Genomic DNA, 26259 nt, shown 5'->3' on the forward strand with positions numbered 1-26259 from the left:
GGGACGTTTTTTACTGCTGCGGTTCGGCGGTGGGGAGCGTCAGGCCGAACATGGCGGCGAAATCAGCCAGCGGCATTTTCTGCCCGTTTAGGGTTACCTGGCCGTCGGCGTACTGCAGGCTGGAGGTAATCGCGTTATCTTCCATCGTGGTCAGACGGAACATCTGGCCCATCGCCGCCAGCCCTTTAACCTGCTGATCGGCAAGTTTCGCCGCGTCCTCCGGCTGATAGCCTTCCAGCCCGGCAATCTGCGTCATCAGAGCGGTGGCCATATCCACCGGGATCACCAGTTTGCCGTCCAGCGATTTAACGCTGCGGTCCAGTTCATCGGCGACGGTCTGCGGCGCGGCGGTCGTTTGCGCCGGGTCCTGCATCAGCACCGACAGATTCAGGGTGCTTTCGCCTTTAGCGTTTTGCCAGCTCAGCGGGGAAATCGTCAGCGACGGATTACCTTTCAACAGAATCGGCAGCGAGCTAAAGAAGATCTCGGTTAATGCCTGCTGATAGAGCTCCGGATTCTGCGCCAGCTCGGGCTTCGCCATCAGCGCCTGCGCCTGGGCGTTATACTGCTGACTGAATTGATGCCACGCCTGACCATCGAGATTATCCAGCTTAACGGTGAGTTTGCCGCGGCCCATATCCTGGTTTTGCAGTTTCAGGCTGTTAAGGTTGTAATCAAGCTGGCTATTGATACGTTTGCCGTCATCGGAGAGCGTCGAGCGGCCGTCGATATTCATGCCTTCCAGCAGCGCCAGCTCTTTACCTTCAACGCCGATAGCCAGTTTATCAAGGGAAATCTTCTGCTTGCCGATACGTTCTTCGAAGGCGGTCATTTCGGTGGCGCCGTCAGCCTTCAGGTTGCTGAAACTGAGCTGGACTTTCTGGTTGTATTCGTTGACCGCGTTGATCTGCCCGCTGGCCGCTTCGCCGCTCAGGCTGATCGTTTTGCCATCGCGATCGGCATTGAGCTGGAACTGACCGCCGCTAAAGATAACTTTTTCATTGTCTTTAGCGTAATCCAGCGGGTTAAGGAAGATGGCCGACTGGGTATCGCCGCTGTAGGCAATACGGGTGTCGATGTTAAACGGCGACTGCCCTTTGGCGATATCAAACAGCGCTTTGCTGGCATCGTTATTCACCAGAGTGGTGTTGACCGAGGCCATTGCCGGTACCAGGTTAAAAGATTTTAACGAGGCAAGCGGGAAGGGACCATGATCGACCTTTTCGTCAAAAATCAGGCTCTGACCGGCGGCCAACAGGCTGTGCTCTTTACCGGCCTGCGGCTTCACCACCAATTGCAGGTGGCTGCTGAATAACCCGCGCTGGTAGTCCTGATAGCTCAGCTCTACGCCAGCTTCCGGCGCGTTGCTCTGTAGTTGGGCATTCGCCTGCTGCACCATTTCGGCAATACGGTTTTCCAGTTGCTTACCGGTAAACCAGGCCCCGCCTGTCCAGACGACGCCGAGCGCGACGATAACTCCCGCAGCGACCAATGTTTTTTTCATAGCATTTGTCCATAAATGAAACCAGGCGGAACATGCCGCCTGGTGGTGTTGTCATGATGGGGGAAGTCTAGCAACTGCGGATTAAAAGTTCAGTAACTTACTTAAGCTTATTGAACACGCGCGCCAGACGACCCTGGCCGCTGACCTGTACCGGTGATTCGTTGCAGGCGATAAACGCCGATTCACCCGGTTGCAGGGTCAGACGCTGTTCGCCTTTACGCAGCGTTGCTTCGCCTTCCACGCAGAACAGAATCGCGGCGCTCTCTTGCGCCAGAGAGGCTTCGTTGCTGGTCAGATCGTGCAACGAGAATGCGAAATCGTCGACCGGGATTGGGAAATCCAGCTCGCTGCCGTGTTGTTCCGGCTGGGTCAGCAGCTCAGAGGCCGGTTTGGCGACAAATTTCACGTTCGCCACCAGTTCCGGAATATCGATGTACTTCGGCGTCAGACCGGCGCGCAGTACGTTATCTGAGTTGGCCATCACTTCCAGCGCGACGCCCTGCAGGTAGGCGTGCGGGGTTTCGGCGAACAGGAACATCGCTTCGCCAGGGTTCAGCTTCACCACATTGAGCAGCAGCGGGGAGAAGAGGCCGCTGTCGTCCGGGTAGAATTCAGCGATCAGACGAATGGTCTGCCACGGCTCGCCCTGTTCGCGGTCGAGGGCTTTTTGCAGCACGCTGAGAGCATGCGCTTTTTCTTCGCCTTTCATATTCAGCAGGCTGGCAAACAGCTGGCTTAAACGCCCGTCGTCCGGCTGTTGGATGAATTCGCCGATGGCAGGATGCGCCCCGGCAACCGGCTGCAGCAGCGCGACAATTTCATTAAATTCGCGGAACGCGTTCATGGCGAGGAACGGCGTCAGAGCGAAGACCAGCTCCGGCTTATGGTTGGGATCTTTATAGTTGCGCTCGGCGGCATCCAGCGGAATACCCGCGGCGTTCTCTTTGGCAAAGCCAATTTCCGACGCGCGTTTATTCGGGTGAACCTGGATGGAGAGCGGCTGGGCGGCACACAGTACTTTGAACAAGAACGGCAGCTCGCCGAAACGCTCTGCGACGTTAGTGCCGAGAAGGGCGTTTTTATCGGCCTCAATCACGTCGCGCAGCGACTGCGGCTGGCCGTCGGCGTTAAGGATCCGCGAACTGCTTTTTGGGTGTGCGCCCATCCACAGTTCCGCCATCGGCAGGTTGTCCGGATTGGCGATACCGTAAAGGTCGGTTAACGCGGTGTGACTTCCCCATGCATAGTTTTGCACTGAGTTAATGAGCTTCTGCATTCTCAATCCCTGTTTTCACATATAAATGTTGGCTCTATTAAACCAACAAATCGTCGAGAAGCAACTGCTGAAAGAAAAAGTCGTCCTTGTCTCAGTTTTTGTTAAAAAATTGTGTAAGATTGATCGACTCGCTTTTCTACAGGCAAATGGAGTGTCTGCCTGAAACATAATCAGCCAAGCAGTAAGTGAGAGTACAATGTCGAACAAACCGTTTGTTTATCAGGATCCTTTTCCGCTTAAAAAGGATGACACCGAGTATTATCTCCTCAGCAGTGATTACGTCTCCGTCGCCGAATTCGCCGGCCAGGAGGTTCTGAAGGTTGAACCCCAGGCGCTAACCTTACTGGCCCAACACGCGTTCCACGACGCCTCCTTTATGCTCCGCCCGGCACATCAGCAGCAGGTTGCGGATATCCTCAACGACCCGGAAGCCAGCGAAAACGACAAATACGTCGCGCTGCAATTCCTGCGTAACTCCGATATCGCCGCTAAAGGCATTCTGCCGACCTGTCAGGATACCGGCACCGCGATCATCATGGGCAAAAAGGGACAGCGCGTATGGACCGGCGGCGGCGATGAAGCCGCGCTGGCGCAGGGCGTGTACAACACCTATATCCAGGACAATCTGCGTTACTCGCAGAACGCGCCGCTGGATATGTATAAAGAGGTTAACACCGGTACCAACCTGCCGGCGCAGATCGATCTTTATGCTACCGATGGCGATGAGTATAAATTCCTCTGTATCGCCAAGGGCGGCGGCTCCGCTAACAAAACGTATCTCTACCAGGAAACGAAAGCGTTAATCACCCCGGCGAAGCTGAAAAACTACCTCGTCGAGAAGATGCGCACCCTCGGCACCGCAGCCTGTCCGCCGTACCATATCGCCTTTGTGATTGGCGGCACCTCGGCGGAAGCGACGCTGAAGACGGTAAAACTGGCCTCGACCAAATACTACGATGGCCTGCCGACCGAAGGTAACGAACATGGCCAGGCGTTCCGCGATGTGCAGTTGGAGCAAGAGCTGCTGCTGGAAGCGCAGAACCTCGGCCTCGGCGCGCAGTTCGGCGGGAAATACTTCGCCCACGATATCCGCGTGGTCCGCCTGCCGCGTCACGGCGCGTCTTGTCCGGTGGGGATGGGGGTCTCCTGTTCCGCCGACCGTAACATTAAAGCCAAAATTAACCGTCAGGGGATCTGGCTGGAAAAATTGGAGAGCAACCCGGGCAAATATATCCCTGAGCACCTGCGCCAGGCCGGTGAAGGCGAAGCGGTGAAGGTGAACCTCAATCAGCCGATGAGCGAGATTCTGGCGCTGCTGTCGCAGTATCCGGTGTCGACTCGTCTGTCGCTGAGCGGCACGATCATCGTGGCCCGCGATATTGCCCATGCCAAGCTGAAAGAGCTTATCGATAACGGCGAAGCGCTGCCGCAGTATGTCAAAGATCATCCGATCTACTACGCCGGCCCGGCGAAGACGCCGGATGGTTACGCCTCCGGTTCTCTGGGGCCGACGACCGCTGGCCGCATGGACTCGTATGTCGATCTGCTGCAATCGCACGGGGCGAGTAAAATCATGCTGGCCAAGGGTAACCGTAGCCAGCAGGTGACCGATGCCTGCCATAAACACGGCGGTTTCTATCTCGGTAGTATCGGCGGCCCGGCGGCGGTTCTCGCGCAACAGAGTATCCGCAGCCTCGAGTGCGTGGCTTATCCGGAGCTGGGAATGGAAGCTATCTGGAAAATCGAAGTGGAAGATTTCCCGGCCTTTATCCTCGTTGATGATAAAGGTAACGACTTCTTCCAGCAGATCCAGACGTCGCAGTGCTCGCGCTGCGTGAAGTAAACGAGACCGCCCTTCGGGGCGGTTTTTGTTTGGGCCGCTTAGCGGCACGAACGACCAAAACAACTAATAAATCTGGTTAATACTTAATCCTTTAAGCAGGTGAGCTTTGTCGCTATGACGCACTTTGAATCCAAGGAGAAAGTAATGACAACGCATCGCAGTGAAAAAGACTCGATGGGCGCAATCGACGTCCCGGCCGATAAACTTTGGGGCGCGCAGACCCAGCGCTCGCTTGAGCATTTCCGTATCTCAACGGAGAAAATGCCTGATGAATTGATCTATGCGCTGGCGCTGACCAAGCGAGCGGCGGCGAAGGTTAACCAGGACCTGGGCTTACTGGCGGCGGACAAAGCGGACGCCATCATCGCTGCCGCAGATGAAGTCCTCGCCGGCAAGCATGCGCAGGAGTTTCCGTTAGCTATCTGGCAAACCGGCTCCGGTACCCAAAGCAACATGAATATGAACGAAGTGCTGGCAAACCGTGCGAGCGAGTTGCTTGGCGGCGAGCGCGGCATGGCGCGCAAAATTCATCCCAATGATGACGTCAATAAAAGCCAGAGCTCGAATGATGTTTTTCCAACAGCCATGCACGTCGCGGCGCTAATCGCGCTGCGCGAAAAGCTGATCCCGCAGCTACAGGCGCTGCGCGCCACGCTACAGGAAAAGTCGCTGGCCTTCGGTGACATCGTTAAAATTGGCCGCACGCACCTACAGGACGCTACGCCGCTGACGTTAGGGCAGGAGATCTCCGGTTGGGTCGCGATGCTGGAACATAATCTCCGCCATATTGAACACAGCCAGCCGCATCTCGCTGAGCTGGCGCTGGGCGGTACGGCGGTTGGCACCGGCTTGAACACGCACCCGGAATATGCGGTGCGGGTGGCGGCGGAACTGGCGTCGCTTAGCGGACTGCCGTTCGTCACCGCGCCAAACAAATTTGAAGCGCTGGCCACCGTGGATGCGCTGGTTCATGCCCACGGCGCGCTGAAGGGGCTGGCGGCTTCGCTAATGAAAATCGCCAATGATGTGCGCTGGCTGGCCTCCGGGCCGCGCTGCGGCATCGGTGAGATCGCCATTCCGGAGAACGAACCGGGATCCTCCATTATGCCCGGCAAGGTCAACCCGACGCAGTGCGAAGCGTTGACCATGCTGTGCTGCCAGGTGATGGGTAACGACGTGGCGGTGAATATCGGCGGTGCGTCAGGGAACTTTGAGCTCAACGTCTATCGGCCAATGGTCATCCACAACTTCCTGCAGTCGGTACGCCTGCTGGCGGATGGCATGGAGAGCTTTAATGAGCACTGCGCGGTGGGCATTGAGCCGAACCGCGAGCGGATCGGCCAGTTGCTTAATGAGTCGCTGATGCTGGTGACCGCGCTCAATACCCATATCGGCTACGATAAAGCGGCGGAGATCGCCAAAAAAGCGCACCATGAAGGGTTAACGCTGAAAGCCGCGGCGTTGTCGCTTGGTTACCTGACGGAAGCGGAATTCGATAGCTGGGTGCGTCCGCAGGATATGGTTGGCAGCCTCGCTACTCGCTAGCCAGCCATAAATGCAGACGCGGGATCAGTAATCGTAACGACTGCGCCTGCGGTTTGTGGCGATACTGCACGTTATCAGCATCGTAATTCAAGAGTTCACCAAGATCCGGCACGCTTACCCCGTGCGTGCCGGAGATAAGCGCAATCAGCGGGCCGGGGCAGGCGTACTGCACCTGCTTCTGCTCGCTGGCATACCACACCCTGGCAATCGGCTGTACCTTGACCGGGCGTTTGATTTTCAATTTTGCCCGCTGCGGCAGGGCGGCGATATCCTGGAATTCCCGTTCCAGCTTGCTTTGCCACTGTTCGCGGGTCCAGGGCGGCACCGCGCGCGGCGATTGCAGGCTCTTCTCTAGCTGCATTAATACTTCATCGCGGGTCAGATTTTTAATCACATGCTTATTGGCCCAGCCGAAGCGGATGGTGCTGGGATCGCGCAGCGGCGTCAGCGTACGATAGGCGCTGAGGGTAATCAGGCCTGGAAGGTGGCGGTGAACCCATTCGAAACGCGCGGCGGCCGGCAATCCGGAATCGACGGTGACTATTTTCTCAAATGCCGCTTTCAGCGCGTTAATAGCGCTGATTTTCTCCAGTAGCTCCGCCTGCTGTTGCGTATCAACCGCCAGGCAAATCGCCCCAGGCAGGCGTACCGCCGCCTTGCTGCTGCGGTTTTCCGACTGCTGCTGTATAAACAGATGGCTGTAGTGCCTGAGCGCCATCTCCAGCGCGTCTTGCCCAACATGCTGCGTGACCTGAATGGTATCCAGCGGCGCGTGCTCCGCCTCTTTGCTTACCGCCGGCAATTCGAAAACCCGCGCCGCCAGCAGGCGACAGCGGCTCAGCGACGCTTTGAAGGTTTGTAGTTCGCGCTCAAGCTCACGAAAGGTGTCATTTAAGCGCGCAACGAGGTCGTAGCTTGCCATGATTACCGCCTTAGTTACAACATACTGTTTGAGTATAAACTATACGCAGGCCGTAACGCCTGCGCAAGTTCGGCTAAGCAGAAGTAAAAGCGGGAAGCTGGTGGTAAATAGGCCAGCTGAAAATGAACGCCGCGCCGCCGAGCGAGCTTTCGTCGCAGCGGACTTCACCGGCCATTGCCTGGGCAATACTGTGTACGATAGCCAGCCCCAGGCCGCAGCCGCCGGTGGCGCGATCGCGGCTGGGATCGAGACGGACAAACGGCTCGAATACCCGTTCGCGTTCCTCAAGGGCGATACCCGGGCCATCATCTTCCACGCGCAGCGTCGCCCGTGAACCGGCCAGCGACAGGCTGATATGAATATGTTGATGGCTGTAGCGCAGGGCATTATTGACCAGATTATCCAGCACGCGCTCCATTAAACGCATATCCAGCGCACCGTAGTCGCCCGCCGTAAGCTGGCGCAACGCGACTTCACGCTGCGGATTGACCAGCTGAATATCTTCGACGTGCGCGCGGATCCAGGCCGGGAAATCCGGGGTGGTCAGGTTGAGTTCGTTCTGCGGGCGATCGAGGCGCGCGTAGGTGAGCAGTTCTTCAATCAGCGCTTCCAGTTGCCCGATATCGCGATTGAGAGCCTGCGACTCCGCCTCGGTCAGATTTTCGCTCATCTCCAGGCGATAGCGCAGGCGCACCAGCGGCGTGCGCAATTCATGGGCGATACCGTCAATAAGCTGTTTTTTACTGGCTATCAGGGCGTTGATATTATCGGCCATCTGGTTAAAGGCCACGCCGAGTCGCTCGAAGCTCGACATGCTATCGAAATGAATGCGCTCGCTAAAATGGCCTTCGCCGAAGCGCTGTGCGGCGGTTTCGATTCGCAACATATCCTGCCAGTGCGGACGCATCCAGATAAACACCGGGAACGCCAGTGAAATAGCGATAAACGCCATCAGTGCGACGTCCAGCAGGCGCATCTCATGCAAAAAATAGAGATAGGGCACCGGGCCGACTGACAATACGTAATGGCTGCGCGGGATGCGTTGAATAAAGGTGTACTGATCGTCCAGCGCCACGATATCGCCCGCGCGCAGGTGCTGCATCGAGCTTTCCGAGAGCTTGAATTTGCTTAACGGTTCAATGTGCAGATCGAAAGAGAGGTTGAGGTCCAGCTCTTTCAGCGTGTTGCTCCAGTCGCGCGGGGGGATCTCGCGCAGTTCGCTGCGCATCAGATACAGCGAGCTTTTCATCAGATCGTCCAGCGACTGGCGTCCGGCGCGCTCGGCGGTGAATTTATACACCAGGCCGACCAGCATGGTCATGACCAGGAAGCAGACGAACAGCAAAAGGTAAAACTGCACAAACAGTTTTTTCATTAATCATCACCGGTCATTAACTGGGTTATCTCGCAACAAAAGATTCTACAGGAGAAGGATCCCGCTCGGCAAAGTTCTCACCGACGCGCCAGGCCGAATGACCGAGAGCCATTTTAAGCCGACTGCCCGTCCTGTCACGTGCCAGCCTCTCTGTTAATTTAAGCGCCCCTTAAATGATGGAGAGCGCCAGATGACTAATCCCGTGTATTTGCATACTGATAATAATGTTGAGATTTTAAAAACCTTCGATATGGTTCTGAGCCATATGCAGGCGATCGCCGACCCTTATCAGTGGAAGTGGGTGATTACCGGCTGGCACAGCATCCTGCAGAACGCGATGGTGTTGGCGCTGTGTCAGGGCAATGACTTTCTGGTCTACCTGGTCGACGGTAAAGCGTCGACTCGAGATATTTTCCAGCAAATTTGCAACGACGATTTCACCAACATCAATAAACTGCAGCTGCCGTCCTTCATGACGCTATACCGTGCGACGAGGAAGAGCAGCGGATTCACACCCAGCGAAGACTGTACGGTGGCGATGGACAAGCTTCACCAGCTGCGCAATGATTTCATCCACTATCATCCAGGGGGCTGGAGCCTACAGGTCGATGGTTTACCGCAATGGATTCTGGCAAGCGGTGAATTACTGGATCATTTCCTTGCCAGCCGTGAGGTCGTACGCTGGTATGACGAAAACGATGAAAAGGCATTCAGAGAGAAATACGCTGAATTTCAAGACCGACTACACGGCGTGATGTCGGTCTATTCCTGACGCGGATTAATTATCCCAGGCATGCGGGGCGAACAAATAGCCTTTGTTGCGCACCGTCTTGATGCGGTAGGGCTCGGTGGCGTTGTCGAGCAGCTTTTTACGCAGGCGTGAAATGGCGACATCGACGCTGCGATCCATGCCGTCGTAGCTGACGCCGCGGAGATTTTTCAACAGCGCATCGCGATCCATAATCTGCCCGGCATGGGTCGCCAGCTCCCACAGCAGGTCAAAATCGGCGGTGGACAAAGCGACGTTGTCGCCGCCAAGCAGGACCTGACGGTTAACCGGGTCGATCGACAGTGAACCAAAGACAATGGCTTTATGCGGCGTCAGGGTTGCGGGAGCTGGCATCGACGGCGAAGCCACGTGCTGGCGCAGATGCAAACGTAAGCGGGCCAGCAGCACCGCAGGTGGGGTGGTTTTGAGGATATAATCACTGGCGCCCATCTCCAGCGACAGAATATGGTTCATATCGCTATCGAGCGAGGTCAGCAACACGATCGGACCCTGCCACTGGCTGCGCAGGTCCCGGCACAGCGTCATCCCGTCTTTGCCAGGCAGCATGATATCCAGCAGTACCAGATCGGGTTGTTCACGAGCAATAACCTCTTCGGCCCGGTCGCCGCGCGGCTCAACAACCACGTCCATATCATGTTTTCCCAGATAGGCGGCGATAAGCGCGCCAACTTCGGGCTCATCCTCAACAAAAACGATCTTATTCATATCTTACGCGTATAAATTAAAAAGCTAACATACACCGCCCGCAAATTGCCTGCCATTAATCTTTCATAAACAAATGTTCTTCCGTTATGCTGGTGGAAATTGTTGTTCAAATGTTAAGGCATAAAATGGGGCTGTTGATTAAAGCGCTGCTGGGAGCGTTGGTGGTGGTACTGATAGGCGTACTGTCAAAAACCAAAAATTACTATATTGCCGGTTTAATTCCGTTATTTCCGACCTTCGCGCTGATTGCCCATTATATCGTCGCCAGCGAGCGCGGCATTGAAGCGCTGCGCACGACTATTGTCTTCGGCATGTGGTCAATCATCCCGTATTTTATCTACTTACTTTCATTATGGTACTTCACTGGCGTAATGCGCCTGCCTTACGCGCTGGCAGGCGCGGTGATCTGCTGGAGTCTGGCTGCCTGGCTGCTCATTCTCGGCTGGAGCCGTTTCCACTAGCGCAGCGGTCGGCCGCCGTCGACAGCGAAAGAGCGGCCGGTCACGTAGCAACTGGTGAACAGATAATCGATGAGGTCGATTATCTCTTTTTCACCCGGCGCGATTTTCATCAGCGATTTATCCAACGCCTGTTTACGATATTCAGCGTCATCATGCTCGTTAAACATAATCAGCGATGGCGCGATGGCGTTGACCTTCACTTCCGGGGCCAGCTTACGGGCGAAAGAGCGGGTCATATTATCAAGTGCCGCTTTACTGGCGGCATAGGCGATATGCTTATCGCTGCCGCGTTCCACCACGTAGTCGGTAATGTGAATAATATCGCTGGCGGCGTGACCAAAACCACGCAGCAGGCTCTCCAGCGCATGGTTAAGCAGATAGGGCGCGTGGACGTGAATCTGCATCATCCGCGATATCACCGTGGATAACGGCACACCGGGTTTTTCCGCCATCCAATCACTGGCGTTATGAATAATCGCACGCAGCCCGCTGGTCTGCGCCTTCACCGCTTCCGCGAAGGTAAGAATACCGTCGTCGCTGCTGAAATCGGCCTGCAGACACACCGCGCCGGCTTCGCGCAGGGTGTCAATCGAAGGATAATGCTGGCGATAGCTGACGATCACCGGTTGCTGCTGGTTTAAAAAATGGTGTGCCAGAGCGAGGCCGATACGGCGGCCTGCTCCTGTGATCAGGACCGGACGAGGCTGTGGTTCAGCCATGGGTATCTCCTTTCAAGTTCAGCGGTAGGGCAACCGCTTACCCCACCAGCATCCACGTTGCCGGAACGGCGGCAACCAGCAAAAAACCAATTAATGCCATTTCACGGCGTTTGAGCATGCGATCGTGCTGGTGCGTACGGCGGGCGTACAGGAAAACCAGAAGACCCGGAGCGTAAAGTACCACCGACAATAACAAATGCACAGGACCGGACGCATACAATAACCATAAGCCATAAACGCACGCGCCGACACCCACGGCTTTATGTAACGGACGTACGGCAATCTTAAGCAGGAAAGCGCCAACGAGGAAATAGGGCACCAGAATCATTTCTGAGGCGATGGTTAGCAGGGTACCGTAGTCGGATCCGGTAAGCCAAATCAGCACCAGACAAATCTGCACGCTGATGTTGGTCAACCACAGCGAGGAAGAGGGGGCGTTATTCTTATTGGTTTTGGCGAACAGGCGCGGGAACGCTTTATGCGTCGCCGCCAGATACGGCACTTCGGCGGCCATAATGGTCCAGCTTAAATAGGCGCCGCAGACGGAGATAATTAATCCCGCGGCGATCACGACCTCGCCCCATGACCCCATCATTTTGACCATCAGGCCAGCCATCGACGGGTTGCGCATTTCAGCCAGTTCCGGGCGGGCGACAACGCCCAGCGACAGCAGGGTGACCAGCAGATAAACCGCCAATGCCGAGACCACCGCCAGCAGCGTCGCGCGGCCAACGTCGCGCTTGTGGCGCGCGCGAGCAGAGACTACTACTGCGCCCTCCACGCCGATAAATACCCACAGGGTGATCAGCATGGTGTTTTTCACCTGTTCCCATACCGGTACGCCGAGCGCTATACCGCTGAAGTCGAGGCGGAAAGTATCTAGCCGGAACGCGATAGCGGCCAGCGCCACAAATGCGCCGAGCGGCAACAGTTTAGCCAGCGTCGCCACCAGGTTAATGCCTGCCGCGGTCTGGACCCCACGCAGCACCAGAAAATGCACCACCCAGAGCAGCACGGACGCGCCGACGATCGCCTGCCAGGTGTTACCGTCACCAAAAATACGCATCTCCGGCGTATCGGTGAAGAAACTGAGGGCAGAGAAGACGATAACCAGGTAGGAGACGTTGGCAATCACCGCGCACAGCCAGTAACCCCAGGCGGAACAGAAACCGATCAGTTCGCCAAAACCTTCACGGGCATAGGTAAAGATTCCGCCGTCCAGTTCCGGGCGGATTCGGGTCAGCAATAGCATGGCGAAAGCGAGGAATAAAATCCCGACGCCGGTGATGGCCCAGCCGATAAGCAGAGCGGATGGGCTGGCAACGGCAGCCATGTTTTGCGGCAAACTGAAAACGCCCGCGCCCAGCATGGAGCTGAGTACCAGTGCGGTCAGGGCGCTAAGGCCCAGTTTCTTTTCCATTGTATTCCCGAGGTGGCAACAGTGAATCAAGAATATTTATTTGGCGAAATCGCATAAAAATGGAGGATTACGCTAAGGCGCGGGATTTTACGGAGTGTCTTGAACGCATGCAATGGCGGCGGGCGAAAAAATGTAAAAAGGCGACCCGATGTCGCCTTTTTGAGCAGTTGAAACCGATTACTTATATAGGTCGGCGCTAATGGTGATGTTGCCACCACGTTCCTGCCACTGGCGGGTGATGTGGTAGTATTTTGCCCCTTTCTTCGCCGCGCGTTTCGCGGTCTGGTAGGAGATTTCTGTCATATTGCCGTAGTTACCGGTGAATTTGATGCTATCAAACGGCACCATCTGCGCGGCGGTGATCTTGTTCACTTCTTCGACTTTCGTGCCGTCCGGTAGGGTGACAGTGTAACGTCCGCCTTTCGACGATTGGGTTTCGTAGAACAGACCTACGCCGGTGCCGGCGCCGACGGCCGCAGAGGAGGCCACGCCTGGGATCTCGACATTTTTAGCCGCTTCGCCGCCTTTCGCCAGAGCGGCGCGACCGGCTTCGGAATCCGCTGGAATCGCATCAGGGCTCTGCAGTACGCGCTTCTGCGCATCCTTTTTATAGATATAAGCGGTGATGCGCTGGTTGCCGCCCTGGTTGGCGTCAACCTGACGGACGATGAAGAAGGCATACGCGCCTTTGGCTTTCGCCGCTTTGGCGATGGCGTCGTTGACTTCAGGCTGGCTGCGGTAGAAGCCCTGTACGGTCACGGTGTCATACGGCATCAGCGTGACGGCCTGGTCTTTCGGCAGTTCCATCACGCCGTTAATGATACGGTTTTTCGGGGTATCCGCCTGCGGGGCGTTTTCTTTATAGAAATCCGCCGTTACGCGCCAGTTGCCGCCGTTGCCGAAATCTGAGGTGTCGACAACATAAAAGGAAGCTGCGCCATCTTTATCCGCCTTGCGGGAAACCGCCTGTACGGCATCGCCAATCGCGTTAAAACGGCCAGTGACGACGACGCGGTCATAGGGCTTCAGCGCTGCCGCTTGCTCCGGAGTCAGCTCGGTCGCTGCATGGGCAGACAACGCGGTGGTAGCCAGAAGAGCAGACGCCAGGAGTGTGTTCTTAAGCTTCATAAAAATAATCCTTTGCCTTGCGCAAACCATGTACTGGTATTGTTGTTGACTGAAAACAGGTGATTATTGCATTTAAACAACGTAACTGTCTGCGTCATTTTTCACTTCCCGCCCGAATCGTTCGTTACAAAAATATAACAAATACCGATATGTTGAAAAAACAGCCCCTTGAACAGCAAAGTCGATAATCAATATCACTTTTATAAGTTAACGTAATGTTAATGCAATGATACTGACGGTAATAAATGGCGAATTAATCCCTCAGGTAAGCGAATTATCAGGTTCTGGCATAAAATTAAGGCAAATATTGCTGCCTGACGCAGTCAGGACTAATTTTTCTCAATAAAATCAAAAATTCTGTTTTAACGATGTAGATCACAATCGGTATTTTCAGTAGGTTATAAAAAGTTTGTTACTGTTTCATTTTCCAGATGAATACCTGAGCGGCGTTTTTGCGCCGCCGCTGGCGCATTTGTGAAAAAAATAAACCATCATCAAAAACCGATGGAAGGGAAAACTATGCGAATTGGGATACCAAAAGAGAGCTTAGCTCAGGAAACCCGGGCCGCTGCGACGCCGAAGACGGTCGAGCAGCTGCTTAAGCTCGGGTTTAGCGTGGCGGTCGAGAGCGGGGCCGGGAAACTGGCGAGCTTCGACGATGAAGCCTTCGAACAGGCGGGCGCGGAAATCGTCAGCGCGGATAACGTCTGGCACTCCGACGTTATCCTCAAGGTTAACGCGCCGAACGATGCGGAGATTGCGAAGCTCAATCCGGGCACCACGCTGGTGAGTTTCATCTGGCCGGCGCAGAATCCGGATCTCATGGAAAAGCTGGCCGCTCGCGGTATCAACGTCATGGCAATGGACTCGGTGCCGCGTATTTCCCGCGCCCAGTCGTTAGATGCCCTGAGTTCGATGGCCAACATCGCCGGTTATCGCGCGATTGTCGAAGCGGCGCACGAATTCGGCCGCTTCTTTACCGGCCAGATCACCGCGGCGGGTAAAGTACCGCCAGCGAAGGTGATGGTAATCGGCGCAGGCGTCGCCGGCCTTGCGGCGATTGGCGCGGCGAACAGCCTCGGCGCCATCGTCCGCGCCTTCGATACCCGTCCGGAAGTGAAAGAACAGGTGCAGAGTATGGGCGCCGAGTTCCTTGAACTGGACTTCAAAGAAGAAGCGGGCAGCGGCGACGGTTATGCCAAAGTCATGTCTGAAGCCTTTATCAAAGCCGAGATGGCGCTGTTCGCCGCGCAGGCGAAAGATGTCGATATCATTGTCACCACGGCTTTAATCCCGGGTAAACCGGCGCCGAAGCTGATTACCCGCGAAATGGTTGACACCATGAAGCCAGGCAGCGTGGTGGTCGATCTGGCGTCGCAAAACGGCGGCAACTGTGAATACACCGTGCCGGGTGAAGTCGTGACCACCGCCAACGGCGTGAAAATTATCGGCTATACCGACCTGCCGGGTCGTCTGCCGACGCAATCTTCTCAGCTCTACGGCACCAACCTGGTAAACCTGCTGAAGCTGCTGTGCAAGGAAAAAGACGGCAATATCACCATCGATTTCGACGATGTAGTGGTGCGCGGCGTCACGGTGGTCCGCGAGGGCGAAATTACCTGGCCGGCGCCGCCGATTCAGGTCTCCGCGCAGCCGCAGGCGGCGGCGAAAACCGTCGAAGCGCCAAAAGAAGAGGCTAAACCAGCTTCGCCGTGGCGTAAATACGCGCTGATGGCGCTGGCGATTATCCTCTTTGGCTGGCTGGCGAACGTCGCGCCGAAAGAGTTTCTGGGTCACTTTACCGTCTTCGCGCTCTCCTGCGTAGTCGGTTACTACGTGGTGTGGAACGTGTCGCACGCGCTGCACACGCCACTCATGTCGGTAACCAACGCCATTTCAGGGATTATTGTCGTTGGGGCATTGCTGCAGATAGGGCATGGCGGCTGGGTCAGCTTCTTAAGCTTTATCGCGGTGTTGATCGCCAGCATTAATATTTTTGGTGGTTTCACCGTCACTCAGCGCATGCTGAAAATGTTCCGCAAAAACTAAGGGGTAGCACATGTCTGGAGGATTAGTTACAGCTGCATACATTGTTGCCGCTATTCTGTTTATCTTTAGCCTTGCGGGGCTGTCAAAGCACGAAACGTCGAAGCAGGGGAACCTGTACGGCATCGCCGGGATGGCGATTGCGCTGATTGCCACCATCTTTGGGCCGGACAGCGGTAACGTCGGCTGGATCATCGTGGCGATGGTTATCGGCGGCGCGATTGGTATCCGTCTGGCGAAGAAAGTCGAAATGACCGAGATGCCGGAGCTGGTGGCGGTGCTGCATAGCTTCGTTGGTCTGGCGGCGGTGCTGGTCGGCTTCAACAGTTATCTCGACCATGGACCGGGCCTCGATCAGGTGCTGGCGAATATTCACCTGACTGAAGTGTTTCTTGGCATCTTTATCGGCGCCGTGACCTTCACCGGCTCGATCGTTGCTTTTGGTAAGCTGCGCGGCAAAATTTCGTCAAAACCGCTGATGTTGCCGAATCGCCACAAGCTGAACCTGGCGGCGTTAGTCATCTCCTTCCTGCTGCTGGTGGCCTTCGTGCGTACCGACAGCACCGGAACGCAGGTACTATGCCTGCTGGTGATGACCATTATCGCCCTGGCGTTCGGCTGGCACCTGGTGGCGTCTATCGGCGGCGCGGATATGCCGGTGGTGGTATCGATGCTGAACTCGTACTCCGGTTGGGCGGCGGCGGCGGCGGGCTTCATGCTCAGCAACGACCTGCTGATCGTGACCGGCGCGCTGGTCGGTTCTTCCGGTGCCATCCTCTCCTACATTATGTGTAAGGCGATGAACCGTTCGTTTATCAGCGTTATCGCCGGCGGTTTCGGCACCGATGGCGGCAGTTCCAGCGGCGATGAAGAAGTTGGCGAGCATCGCGAAATCAGCGCTGAAGAGACGGCGGAAATGCTGAAAAACTCGCATTCCGTGATCATCACGCCGGGCTACGGGATGGCGGTGGCACAGGCGCAGTATCCGGTGGCGGAAATCACTGAGAAGCTGCGTGCGCGCGGTATCAAGGTGCGCTTCGGTATCCACCCGGTCGCCGGACGACTGCCGGGGCACATGAACGTGCTGCTGGCGGAAGCGAAGGTTCCGTACGATGTGGTGCTGGAAATGGATGAAATTAACGATGATTTCGCCGATACCGATACTGTACTGGTGATTGGCGCGAACGACACGGTGAACCCGGCGGCGCAGGACGATCCGAAGAGCCCGATCGCCGGTATGCCGGTGCTGGAAGTGTGGAAGGCGCAAAACGTGGTGGTCTTTAAACGGTCGATGAACACCGGCTATGCAGGCGTGCAGAACCCGCTGTTCTTCAAAGAGAACACCCACATGCTGTTTGGCGACGCTAAAGCCAGCGTGGATGCCATTCTGAAAGCGCTGTAATAGCGCAACGCTCTAAGCCGTCTCTGTTGAGACGGCTTTTTTATATAGACAGTGAAACCATGATTTGCTCATAAAGTGAACGGCGATGGGTGTTATACTATGCCTGTTTTTTCACCACACTGAGGATATTATGGATACCGAGTTAACCCCCACGCAGATGGCCATCGAGTACCTGCGCCGCGATACCGCTGTTATGACCCCCGCGCAGTACCTGAAGAAGCTCAAACTCCTCGAGCTCGAGTTTGCCGATCTGATGTCGCTTTCGTCGATGGAACTGAAAGAAGAGATCGACCTGGCCTGGCGTTTAGGTATCCACTAACGCATTCTCTAAGCTTGTTAAATTAGCGTTGATATCCGGGGCCGTATGGCCCTTTTTCTATTTTAGCGGGCCGACAAAAAAATCCCCCGACGGGCGGGGGATGTTAGATATAATTTCAAACCTCATGAGACGCCGTTAGTCGTCGTCTTCATCGTCCAGTTCAACCGGGGTTTGATAAGCTTCCGGTTTCAGTACCAGCAGGTCGCAGCGCAGGTGGTCGATAACCTGTTCCGCGGTATTGCCGAGAAACGCGGCAGAAATACCGGTGCGGCCAACGGTGCCCAGCACCACAATCCCGGCCTGCAGATGTTCAGCTAAATCAGGGATAACCTCTTCCGGCAGCCCTTTCTCTACGTGGGTGCGGTTTTCATCGATGCTGAATTTCTGGCGCAGCGCTTTCATAGCCAGCAGATGCTGGCCGCGAATCGCATCGTTATAGATGCTCGGGTCAAAATCAGGTAATTCAATGGCGATGTTGATAGGCGTCACCGGATAGGCGCCAACCAGATGTACTTCGGTATGGTTAACCTGATCGGCGAGGGCGATGGTCTCCCGCACCAGTTTTTCATTGAGGGCGTTGTGATAGTTCTCTTCACTGGCCAGATTAACCGCCACCAGCGCTTTACCGCCTTCCGGCCACGGTTGATCTTTAACCATCCATACCGGGCATGGACATTTGCGCAGCAGGTGCCAGTCGGTCGGGGTGAAGATGACGGCTTCGAGTTTGTCGTGCTGATGGGCCATTTTCAGCAGCAGGTCGTGTTTATCGCTGATGATTTCCTGAATGATGGCTTCAAAGGGGCGGTTGTGCCACACCACTTTGATATCGATTGGCACCCCGGATTCAATGTAAAACTTGGCCTGTTCACGGATCCAGGCGCTGCGTTGGCTAATCACGCCCTGGCGCATCGCCGTCCGCTCGTCGGGCGACAGCAGGGTGGTCATTTCATAGGAAAAATCATAGATCGGCAAAAAGGCTTTGATGCGTCCACCAATCCGTTGGTGCAGATACACCGCGCGCCGTAATGCAGGCTGGTCGTCCTGGTTAGGGTCGATTACTACCAGCATGTTCTGATACTTCGCCATACAGGGTCTCCTTACAGCTGTAGCTACAGTCAGTCATTAAAAAGATAACCTATATGGATGAATTGAAACAGGGGATGACCCTGGCCAGATCAACAAATTAGAAAAAAATGTCGATCCGGCACAAGGTAGAAGAAAGTATAGCGGAGATAAATCAGGCGACGTTGCGCGCCTGGCCTGCCAGTTGCGCCAGCAGATCGCTGTTTTCGATGGTGATATATTTCCCTTTCACCGCCAGCATACCGCTTTTCTGGAAACGACCGAGCAGGCGGCTAATGGTTTCTACCGTCAGGCCCAGATAGTTGCCGATGTCGCCACGGGTCATGGTCAGACGGAACTCACGCGGTGAGAAGCCGCGCTGCGCGAAACGGCGGGACAGGTTGTAGATAAAGGCCGCCAGCCGTTCTTCTGCGTTCTTTTTGGAAAGCAGCAGGATCATGTCCTGATCGCCTTTGATCTCGCCGCTCATCAGGCGCATCATCTGCTGACGCAGGTTCGGCATTTTACCGGAAAGATCATCCAGCGTTTCGAACGGAATTTCACAAACCATTGAGGTTTCCAGCGCCTGCGCAAAGCTTGGGTGCAGGGCGGTGCCAATGGCGTCAAAACCGACCAAATCACCCGCCAGGTGGAAGCCGGTAATCTGCTCATCGCCTTGTTCGGTGATGGTGTAGCTTTTGATGGTCCCTGAACGGATAGCGTACAGCGACTTCAGCTCATCACCCGCTTTGAACAGGGTTTGCCCTTTCTGAATAGGCTTCTTACGCTCGATGATATTATCAAGCTGATCCAGCTCATGTTCGTTCAAAGTAAAGGGGATGCAGAGCTGGCTAATGCTGCAATCCTGACAATGGATTGCACAACCACCAGACTGAATGCGTCGTATAATTCGCTTTTCCGGGATCATATGTCTGCTCAAGCTTTAATTGATATTGGTCAATTTTAACATCTTTTTGAGGAGCAAGTAAGTCTCGAAACCCGGAAAGACGCAATATTAGAAGGGGAAATATACCTTTCACCCTATCTCTTTGATAACAAGAAATTTATTAAGCGATCAATTATTGTAAAGTTACCTGTAATTTCCAAAAAAGGCATTATCTGTTAAAGCAGCAAATAGCCTTCATGGCGCAATAACCACTCTTTGCGCTGTACGCCCCCGGCGTAGCCGGTCATGGTGCCGTTACGGCCAATCACCCGATGGCAGGGAACCACAATGCTGACCGGATTGGAACCGTTTGCCGCGCCGACCGCACGGGCCGCGCCTGGGCGGCCAAGAGCCTCGGCTAACTGACCGTAGTGCATGACTTGCCCGCAGGGAATCGTGCGCAGCGCTTGCCAGACCTGACGTTGAAACGGCGTCCCGCCGGTGGCGGTCGGCAGGGTATCGATAATCGCGAGATCGCCGTCGAAGTATTGCCGCAGTTTCGCGCTCAGCCCGCCCGGATCGCGCGCATCAAGACGTACATAACCCTCATGGCGGTAGTGGATGTCGAGCAGTTGCTCCATACGGTCACGGTGCTGATCCCACTCCACGGCGCGCAGATTAAATTGTTCATCGCAAATGACCCACAGCGGCCCCAGCGGGGTATCGATTTTATCTTGCAGTAGCGTCAGCATCGGTCTTCCTTCTACGAGGTTATTTCGGCAAGAGCACACCATATCATGACGTGCGCTCTGCCAACTATACCTCCGAAAGGTCAGCAAATAATGAAAGGCTGTACTATTAATTTATAAATACGAATCGCAGTCATTTAAATTCCGTCATTCGATTGCCCAATCGCAAAATGCTGGAATAAAGGGACGGGGAGCAATGTTTATTTTTGCATTAACTAGCAGGCGCGGCAGAAAGAGCATTTTGCTACCTTTGTCTGGCGGCGAATTCCCCTGTGCGGAGGAGCGTTCAGTTCAAATCTCTATGCAGTTTGTCATACGCACGCGAATTAGCGTGAACTGGCTAATTCACCGGGAGGCACCCGGCGTCGCAGATAAATATACAGGCATTCCTTGAGTCAATTATTTTCCAGCGCTTTGGCGCTGGTTTTTTTTAACCAACAGAAAGGTGGCGATATGCAATACATATTAACGGGAGTTGTTGTGTTGATTATCAGTGGGTTAGCTATCAATTTGCTGTCGTTAGCCATCGAAAGTCTGTGTAAAACGCTCCTGAACCGCACCACAATTCGTTAACTCACGCAGGCCCTCCCTGGCCTGTCGCTGCGTTAGGGTAAACGGGGATAGATGCCGGGACCTATCGGCAGCCCGACAAGATACCAGCCCACCAGCAGCAGTAGCCAGACGGCTAAGAAAATGAGTGGGTAGGGTAATACCAGCGAATAGTAGGTGCCCAGTTTGGCATCGGGCCGGTAGCGCTGTAAAAAGCCGAGAAACAGCGGCACAAACGGCGATACCGGCGCGAGCGGCAGCACGGAAGAGTCAGCGATTCGGAACAGGATCTGCGCAAACGCCGGGTGAAAGCCCAGCAGCATAAACATTGGTACAAAAATGGGCGCCAGAATCGACCAGATAGCTGAACCGCTGGCGATAAACATACATAAAAACGCCGACAGTAGCGCCAGGCCGACAAATGCCGGTACCCCATTCATCCCGGCGCTCTCCAGCACATCGGTCAGACCAACGGCCATGAATTTCCCCATGTTGCTCCAGTTAAACATGGCGACAAACTGGGCCAGCGGGAAGACCATCACGATAAATCCGGCCATCTCCTTCATCGGCTCGATCATTAACTGCGGCAGGTCAGCCTGACGGCGAATTTTGCCGGTGGCGATGCCGTAAGCTAAAGACACGACAAAGAAAAAAAAGATAATCAGCGGCACAATGCCTTTAATAAAGGGCGAGGGCATCACGGTATGCTTGATGGGATCGCGCAGAATGCCGTTGTCCGGCACCACCATCAGCGCGATAACCGCCACAAACAACAGCGCCGCAATACCGGCAATGCGCAGCCCGAAGCGCTGTTCCGCCGTCAGCGTCTGCAGCGTTTCATCGCTCTTACCCTGCCACTTTCCTAACCGCGGCTCGACCAGTTTATCGGTAATCAATCCGCCGACCAGAGTAAGTACGATGACTGAGGTAGCCATGAAGTACCAGTTGTCGATGACGCTAACATGCAGCGAGGCATCGAGCGTTTTCGCCGCTTCGGTACTAATACCGGAGAGCAACACGTCGGTGGTGACAATGAGTAAATTTGCCGTGAATCCGCAGCCAACGCCGGCGATTGCCGCCAGTAACCCCGCCACTGGATGACGACCGACGGCGAGAAACATCAACGCCCCTAGCGGCGGCATAATGACCAGCGCCGCGTCGGAAGAGATATGGCTGAAAAAGGCGATAAATAGCACCATATAACTGGCGTAACGCGCGCTAACGTGCGATGACATCTTGACCATCAGCGATGGCAGCAGGCCGACGCGTTCGGCAAAACCGGCGCCGAGCACCAGCGCCAGAATCGCCCCCAGCGGCGCGAAGCCGCTAAAGTTTTTAATCACGTTCGGCAGAAACCAGTGCAACCCTTCAACGCTGAGCAGATTCTTTACCACCACTCGCGAACCGTCGGTGGGGTTCTGTACGCCGACGTTTAGCGCCGACAAGATGGCGGTAGCGGCCATCAGCGCCACTATCAGATAGATAAACAGCAAAAATGGATGCGGAACCTTATTACCTATTTTTTCAACCCAGCCATACAGCTTACCGGTGGGGGAATGCGACGGTATGGATGACATACTCATGGGCGTTCCTCAGTTGTCGTTGTTGTGTTGGTTGCGGCATACCTCATGGGTTGTCAGCTGTTATTTTTATTGGCGATTGCCATCACGCTGTGCGTTATCCCAGAGGCTAATTTTTCTTATTTTAAAATTGATGGTACGACGTCACGCGGGATCGGGCACTGGTATGGGCTTACCGCCAGTACCTGAGCCAGTTCCTGCTGGCTTGCTTCGAGTAACGGCCTGTCGCTGAACAAACGAATCGCCGTTGCTCCCAGTATCTTACCCGCCAGCAGCATCCCTTTATGGGCGATAGAGGTTCTTCCCTGGCTTACCAGTTGCCAGCTGTGCAGCGGCGTACCGATGGCGAAGCAGGGGCTAAAACACTGGGCCACCGGCGCTTTCCAGCTCACGTCGCCGACGTCGGTAGAGCCGGCCAGCACGTTTTCCGTCGCCGCCCACGGCGCGACTTCATCGATCAGCACCGTGTCGTGATGGCGGCGGGCAAACGCTTTTCCTTCTTCACCGCTGGTGCCGGCAATATTCTTCAGGCTGTTCTGTATATCGTTCACGCCGAGCGTGGCGCGAATATCCGCTGCGAAAGCGCGCTCTTCGTTACTCCATTGCGGCGTACCGTAATGACATACGGCCTGATACATTGCCGCTTCCAGCGTGCGATTGGGGAGATAGCTGGAACAGGCTTTTTCAAAACGACAGCTGACGCTGGTTTCGGTCATCAGCGCGGCACCCTGAGCAATTTTCTCAATACGGGCAAAGATTTGCTGCACGTCGGCTATTTCCGGAGCGCGAATCAAATACAGCACTTCAGCCTGCGCCTGCACCACGTTGGGCGACACGCCGCCGGTATCCGTAATGGCGTAGTGCACACGCGCTTTCTCGATAATATGCTCATTGAGGAAGTTACTGCCGGTGGTCATCAGCGTGACGGCGTCCAACGCGCTACGCCCAAGATGCGGTGAGTTTGCCGCGTGGGCGGCGGTTCCGGTAAAGCGCCACGCCGCCTGAATATTGGCCAGCGTGCTGGTGCTGAACATCCCGGCCCAGGCTTCCGGATGCCAGGTGAGGGCGGCGTCGATATCATCGAATAGCCCCTCGCGCACCATAAAGGTTTTACCCGAGCCGCCTTCTTCACCCGGGCAGCCATAAAAGCGCAGGGTGCCCGAGCCGCCATGCTGCTGCAGCCACTGTTTCGCAGCGACAGCAGCGGCGAACGCTGCGGTGCCAAGTAGATTATGCCCACAGCCGTGGCCATTTTCCCCCGGCGTCGCGGATGTTGGTTCAGCACTGTGCGCCTGTTGGCTGAGTCCTGCCAGCGCATCAAACTCGCCGAGCAGGGCGATGACTGGTTTACCCTCGCCAAAGCTGGCGATAAACGCATTGGGGATTCCACCAGCGTGACGGCTTAGTTGAAAACCTTCCGCTTCCAGCGCGTCGGCCAACCGCGCGGCGGACCAGAATTCCTGGAATCGGGTTTCCGGATGATCCCAGATATCATCGGCAATAGCGCAAAAATCGTCGCGTCGCGATTCAATGATGTCATCAACAAATTGATAGATCTTTTCCATCACACACCTCGCTGCCAGGGAAAGTTGAGCGCGATGCGCGCCAGCGTCTCGACCGCGATGGTCATGACCCCTTCGTCGAAATCAAATTTCTCATTGTGATGTCCGGCGCTCAGTTCAGTACCGAAAATCATGTATGAAGCCAGTCCGCCGCGCTCCTGTACCCGCGCCATCATCAAAGTGGCATCTTCGGATCCCGCCGGCGCAGCAATATGATCCACCGCCTCTATCACACCTGGCACCTGTGCTGCCTGCTCACGCAGGTATTGCACCCACGCCGGAGAGGGGGCGCTGGAGGTCGCCGCGCCCATGAGCCGTAGTTCATAGCGGGCTTCATACATCGCTGCGGCGCCGGCAATCACGTTTTGCGCCCGCTCAAACACATACTGGTTGATAGCTTCCGTCTCGCCGCGGGTTTCCACTTTTATCAGCGCGGAAGAAGGGACCACGTTGCGCCCGGTGCCGGCCTGCATAACACCGACGTTAACCCGTGAGGCGCCGGCGCTGTGCGGCGCGATGGCGTGCAGGGCGAGGGCGGCCTGCGCGGCGGCCAGTAGCGCGTTGTGCCCATCTTCCGGTTTGCCGCCGGCGTGAGCGGCGACGCCCTCGAATTGCACGTCGAATTTGGTGGTCGCCATAAAGTTGTCACCGCCGCAGACCACGGTGCCGCTGGGGACGCCGGTGCCGATATGAATGGCGGTGAAGTAGTCCACGTTATCGAGCACGCCTGCCGCCACCATCGCGCGCGCGCCGCGGGTGCCTTCTTCGGCAGGCTGGAAAATCAGCTTGATGATCCCGTTGAGCCGATCGGCATACTGCTGTAGCACATGCGCTAAACCCAGCCCAATGGCGGTATGGCCGTCATGGCCGCAGGCGTGCATCATCCCGGCGTTGCAGGAGGCGAAACCCGCGCGATGCGGGCGATGGCAATCGTCGTGTTGTTCGTTAAGATCGAGCGCGTCCATATCGACGCGAAACGCCAGCGTCGGGCCGGGGCGGCCGGTGTCCAGGGTGGCGACGACGCCGGCGAATCCGCCTTCAAAAGCCGTTAGCCAACGTTCCGGCGCTCCCTGTTCGCGGGCTCGCTGGAATGCCTGTGCCAGGGTGGCGTCGTCGGGCAGCCCCATTCGGCTGTCGGCATCGATAACGTCGCGCCCCAGCGCCAGTTGATAACCGAGGCCGTCTAAGATCCCGGCAACCTTGCTGGCGGTGCGAAATTCCAGCCAGCCGGACTCCGCGTGCAGGTGAAAATCACGACGCCATTGCGTCATTTCCGGCGCCAGTTGGCTGATGAATTCATGAAGTTGCGGCATAACCCTTCCTGTCATAATTAAAAAAGTGTGACGGCGTTCACGAAGTGATAGCTTTTGCTTATCACATACGCCTTTCATGCAATCTCACCCTTAACCTGCCACAGCATGTTCGATTACAGTAGATGTCATTTTCTTCTGTCTGATAAACAATGGTTATCACCTAAAGCATGTCATTTCAGATTAAATTTCATCAAATTCGCGCTTTCGTTGAGGTTGCCCGCGAGGGGAGTATTCGCGGCGCCAGCCGGGCGCTGGCGATCTCGCAGCCTGCGTTGACCAAGGCGATTAAAGAGCTGGAAGAGGGGCTTTCCGCCCAACTGTTTGTCCGCCGCAGCCAGGGGGTGGCGCTGACGGAAAACGGCGAAAGTTTTTACCAACATGCAAGCCTGATCCTTGAAGAGCTGCGGGCGGCACAGGACGAACTTCTGCAGCGTCAGGGCGAGCAGGCCGGGCAGATTAATATTGGTCTCGGCGCCAGCGTCGCCCGTTCGCTGATGCCATCGGTGATCTGCCGCTTTCATCAGCAGCATCCGTTGGTGAAGGTGCGGATTATGGAAGGGCAACTTCTGGCGATGATTAATGAGCTGCGTCAGGGTGAGCTTGATTTCACTATCAACACCTACTATCCCGGCCCGTACGATCATGAATTCAGCTTTGAAAAACTGTTTGAGAAACCATTCGCGGTATTCGCCCGCGCCGGACATCCGGCGGCGCGCGCCACTTCCCTGACTGAATTGCTCGATCACCACTGGACGATGCCAACGCCGCGCGGTAGCTACTTTAAACAACTGCAGGAGATGTTTAACCAGGCCGGGCTGGCGCCCAAGGTCGATATCGTGTGTGAAACCTTCTCTTCGTGCATCAGTCTGGTGGTGAAGAGCGATTTCCTCAGCATTCTGCCGGTAGAGCTCGGAAACGATCCGATGATGGCGGATAAACTGGTGATGATTCCCATACGTGAAACGTTGCCCAGGGCAACCTACTACCTGATTCAGCGGCGCGATACGCGACCAACGCCGTTAACGGCTTCGTTAATCACCTTGTTTCGTCGTCAAAGCCGTCAATTGTTTCCTTAAAAATCCTGCGTGGGGCTATTTGCCGGC

The 26259-nt window shown here is 55.6% G+C and carries 22 protein-coding genes; 8 read left to right on the forward strand and 14 right to left on the reverse strand.

What is annotated here, in order from left to right; genetic code table 11:
* Positions 1 to 10: 10 nt before the first annotated feature.
* Positions 11 to 1504: a YdgA family protein gene (locus ABLU80_RS03155; RefSeq protein ID WP_032707917.1), complete on the reverse strand. Its 1494-nt coding sequence runs from the start codon at positions 1502 to 1504 to the stop codon at positions 11 to 13.
* Between the two features lie 97 nt (positions 1505 to 1601).
* Positions 1602 to 2780 (reverse strand): mannose-6-phosphate isomerase, encoded by a 1179-nt coding sequence (gene manA / locus ABLU80_RS03160; protein ID WP_348849686.1) that lies wholly within the window; start codon positions 2778 to 2780, stop codon positions 1602 to 1604.
* 196 nt (positions 2781 to 2976) lie between these two features.
* Between manA and fumA the strand changes: the two genes are divergently transcribed.
* Both fumA and fumC read left to right on the forward strand, forming a co-directional pair.
* Positions 2977 to 4623, forward strand: coding sequence for a class I fumarate hydratase FumA (gene fumA, locus ABLU80_RS03165; protein ID WP_015366832.1), 1647 nt, complete (start codon positions 2977 to 2979; stop codon positions 4621 to 4623).
* Positions 4624 to 4767: 144 nt separating this feature from the next.
* Positions 4768 to 6168, forward strand: coding sequence for a class II fumarate hydratase (gene fumC / locus ABLU80_RS03170; protein WP_032714393.1), 1401 nt, complete (start codon positions 4768 to 4770; stop codon positions 6166 to 6168).
* On the opposite strand, the gene tus is transcribed toward fumC, so the two are convergent.
* Together tus and rstB are read right to left on the reverse strand one after the other, a co-directional pair.
* A complete protein-coding gene (tus, locus tag ABLU80_RS03175; RefSeq protein ID WP_348849687.1) occupies positions 6158 to 7090 on the reverse strand; it encodes a DNA replication terminus site-binding protein in 933 nt (310 codons plus the stop codon). The genes fumC and tus overlap by 11 nt on opposite strands.
* A 73-nt stretch (positions 7091 to 7163) precedes the next feature.
* Positions 7164 to 8465 carry a two-component system sensor histidine kinase RstB gene (rstB, locus tag ABLU80_RS03180; RefSeq protein ID WP_015705253.1) on the reverse strand — a complete coding sequence of 434 codons (1302 nt, stop codon included), beginning with the start codon at positions 8463 to 8465 and terminating at the stop codon, positions 7164 to 7166.
* Between the two features lie 190 nt (positions 8466 to 8655).
* On the opposite strand from rstB, the gene ABLU80_RS03185 reads away from it, so the two are divergent.
* Positions 8656 to 9237: a hypothetical protein gene (locus tag ABLU80_RS03185; RefSeq protein WP_047079691.1), complete on the forward strand. Its 582-nt coding sequence runs from the start codon at positions 8656 to 8658 to the stop codon at positions 9235 to 9237.
* Positions 9238 to 9243: 6 nt separating this feature from the next.
* On the opposite strand, the gene rstA is transcribed toward ABLU80_RS03185, so the two are convergent.
* A complete protein-coding gene (gene rstA, locus ABLU80_RS03190) occupies positions 9244 to 9960 on the reverse strand; it encodes a two-component system response regulator RstA (protein ID WP_032707933.1) in 717 nt (238 codons plus the stop codon).
* Positions 9961 to 10085: 125 nt separating this feature from the next.
* Here rstA and ABLU80_RS03195 point away from each other — a divergent pair, with 125 nt between their 5' ends.
* Positions 10086 to 10421, forward strand: a complete 336-nt coding sequence (locus ABLU80_RS03195) for a GlpM family protein (RefSeq protein WP_015366825.1) — start codon at positions 10086 to 10088, stop codon at positions 10419 to 10421.
* On the opposite strand, the gene folM is transcribed toward ABLU80_RS03195, so the two are convergent.
* The 3 genes from folM to ydgH all read right to left on the reverse strand — a co-directional run bounded on the left by folM (position 10418) and on the right by ydgH (position 13688).
* Positions 10418 to 11140 (reverse strand): dihydromonapterin reductase, encoded by a 723-nt coding sequence (gene folM, locus ABLU80_RS03200; protein ID WP_015366824.1) that lies wholly within the window; start codon positions 11138 to 11140, stop codon positions 10418 to 10420. The two genes, ABLU80_RS03195 and folM, sit on opposite strands and share 4 nt — an antisense overlap.
* A gap of 37 nt (positions 11141 to 11177) precedes the next feature.
* The gene (locus ABLU80_RS03205; protein WP_015366823.1) at positions 11178 to 12560 is read right to left on the reverse strand and encodes an amino acid permease; all 1383 of its coding nucleotides are present in this window, start codon (positions 12558 to 12560) and stop codon (positions 11178 to 11180) included.
* 177 nt (positions 12561 to 12737) lie between these two features.
* Positions 12738 to 13688: a DUF1471 family protein YdgH gene (ydgH, locus tag ABLU80_RS03210; protein WP_032714395.1), complete on the reverse strand. Its 951-nt coding sequence runs from the start codon at positions 13686 to 13688 to the stop codon at positions 12738 to 12740.
* A 519-nt stretch (positions 13689 to 14207) separates the two neighbouring features.
* Here ydgH and pntA point away from each other — a divergent pair.
* The 3 genes from pntA (at position 14208) to ABLU80_RS03225 (ending at position 17455) form a co-directional block, all read left to right on the forward strand.
* A complete protein-coding gene (pntA, locus tag ABLU80_RS03215) occupies positions 14208 to 15737 on the forward strand; it encodes a Re/Si-specific NAD(P)(+) transhydrogenase subunit alpha (RefSeq protein ID WP_015705256.1) in 1530 nt (509 codons plus the stop codon).
* Between the two features lie 10 nt (positions 15738 to 15747).
* A complete protein-coding gene (gene pntB, locus ABLU80_RS03220) occupies positions 15748 to 17136 on the forward strand; it encodes a Re/Si-specific NAD(P)(+) transhydrogenase subunit beta (protein ID WP_020078971.1) in 1389 nt (462 codons plus the stop codon).
* 130 nt (positions 17137 to 17266) lie between these two features.
* Positions 17267 to 17455, forward strand: coding sequence for a YdiH family protein (locus tag ABLU80_RS03225; protein WP_015366818.1), 189 nt, complete (start codon positions 17267 to 17269; stop codon positions 17453 to 17455).
* 135 nt (positions 17456 to 17590) lie between these two features.
* On the opposite strand, the gene uspE is transcribed toward ABLU80_RS03225, so the two are convergent.
* The 6 genes from uspE to ABLU80_RS03255 all read right to left on the reverse strand — a co-directional run bounded on the left by uspE (position 17591) and on the right by ABLU80_RS03255 (position 25156).
* On the reverse strand, positions 17591 to 18541 hold the full coding sequence (gene uspE, locus ABLU80_RS03230) for a universal stress protein UspE (RefSeq protein ID WP_015366817.1): 951 nt from the start codon (positions 18539 to 18541) through the stop codon (positions 17591 to 17593).
* 151 nt (positions 18542 to 18692) lie between these two features.
* Positions 18693 to 19445, reverse strand: a complete 753-nt coding sequence (gene fnr / locus ABLU80_RS03235; RefSeq protein ID WP_004862555.1) for a fumarate/nitrate reduction transcriptional regulator Fnr — start codon at positions 19443 to 19445, stop codon at positions 18693 to 18695.
* A gap of 194 nt (positions 19446 to 19639) precedes the next feature.
* On the reverse strand, positions 19640 to 20155 hold the full coding sequence (gene ogt, locus ABLU80_RS03240; RefSeq protein ID WP_348849688.1) for a methylated-DNA--[protein]-cysteine S-methyltransferase: 516 nt from the start codon (positions 20153 to 20155) through the stop codon (positions 19640 to 19642).
* 602 nt (positions 20156 to 20757) lie between these two features.
* Complete coding sequence (gene abgT / locus ABLU80_RS03245) at positions 20758 to 22284, reverse strand: p-aminobenzoyl-glutamate transporter (protein WP_020078968.1); 1527 nt, start codon at positions 22282 to 22284, stop codon at positions 20758 to 20760.
* A 116-nt stretch (positions 22285 to 22400) separates the two neighbouring features.
* The gene (locus tag ABLU80_RS03250; protein WP_063445692.1) at positions 22401 to 23846 is read right to left on the reverse strand and encodes a M20 family metallopeptidase; all 1446 of its coding nucleotides are present in this window, start codon (positions 23844 to 23846) and stop codon (positions 22401 to 22403) included.
* Positions 23846 to 25156: a M20 family metallo-hydrolase gene (locus ABLU80_RS03255; protein ID WP_348849689.1), complete on the reverse strand. Its 1311-nt coding sequence runs from the start codon at positions 25154 to 25156 to the stop codon at positions 23846 to 23848. Before ABLU80_RS03255 ends, ABLU80_RS03250 begins: the two co-directional genes overlap by 1 nt.
* Before the next feature lie 167 nt (positions 25157 to 25323).
* On the opposite strand from ABLU80_RS03255, the gene ABLU80_RS03260 reads away from it, so the two are divergent.
* Positions 25324 to 26232: a LysR family transcriptional regulator gene (locus ABLU80_RS03260; protein ID WP_015366811.1), complete on the forward strand. Its 909-nt coding sequence runs from the start codon at positions 25324 to 25326 to the stop codon at positions 26230 to 26232.
* Positions 26233 to 26259 lie beyond the last annotated feature (27 nt).

This window comes from Klebsiella sp. CN_Kp104, assembly GCF_040064515.1.
Classification (GTDB): domain Bacteria; phylum Pseudomonadota; class Gammaproteobacteria; order Enterobacterales; family Enterobacteriaceae; genus Klebsiella; species Klebsiella aerogenes.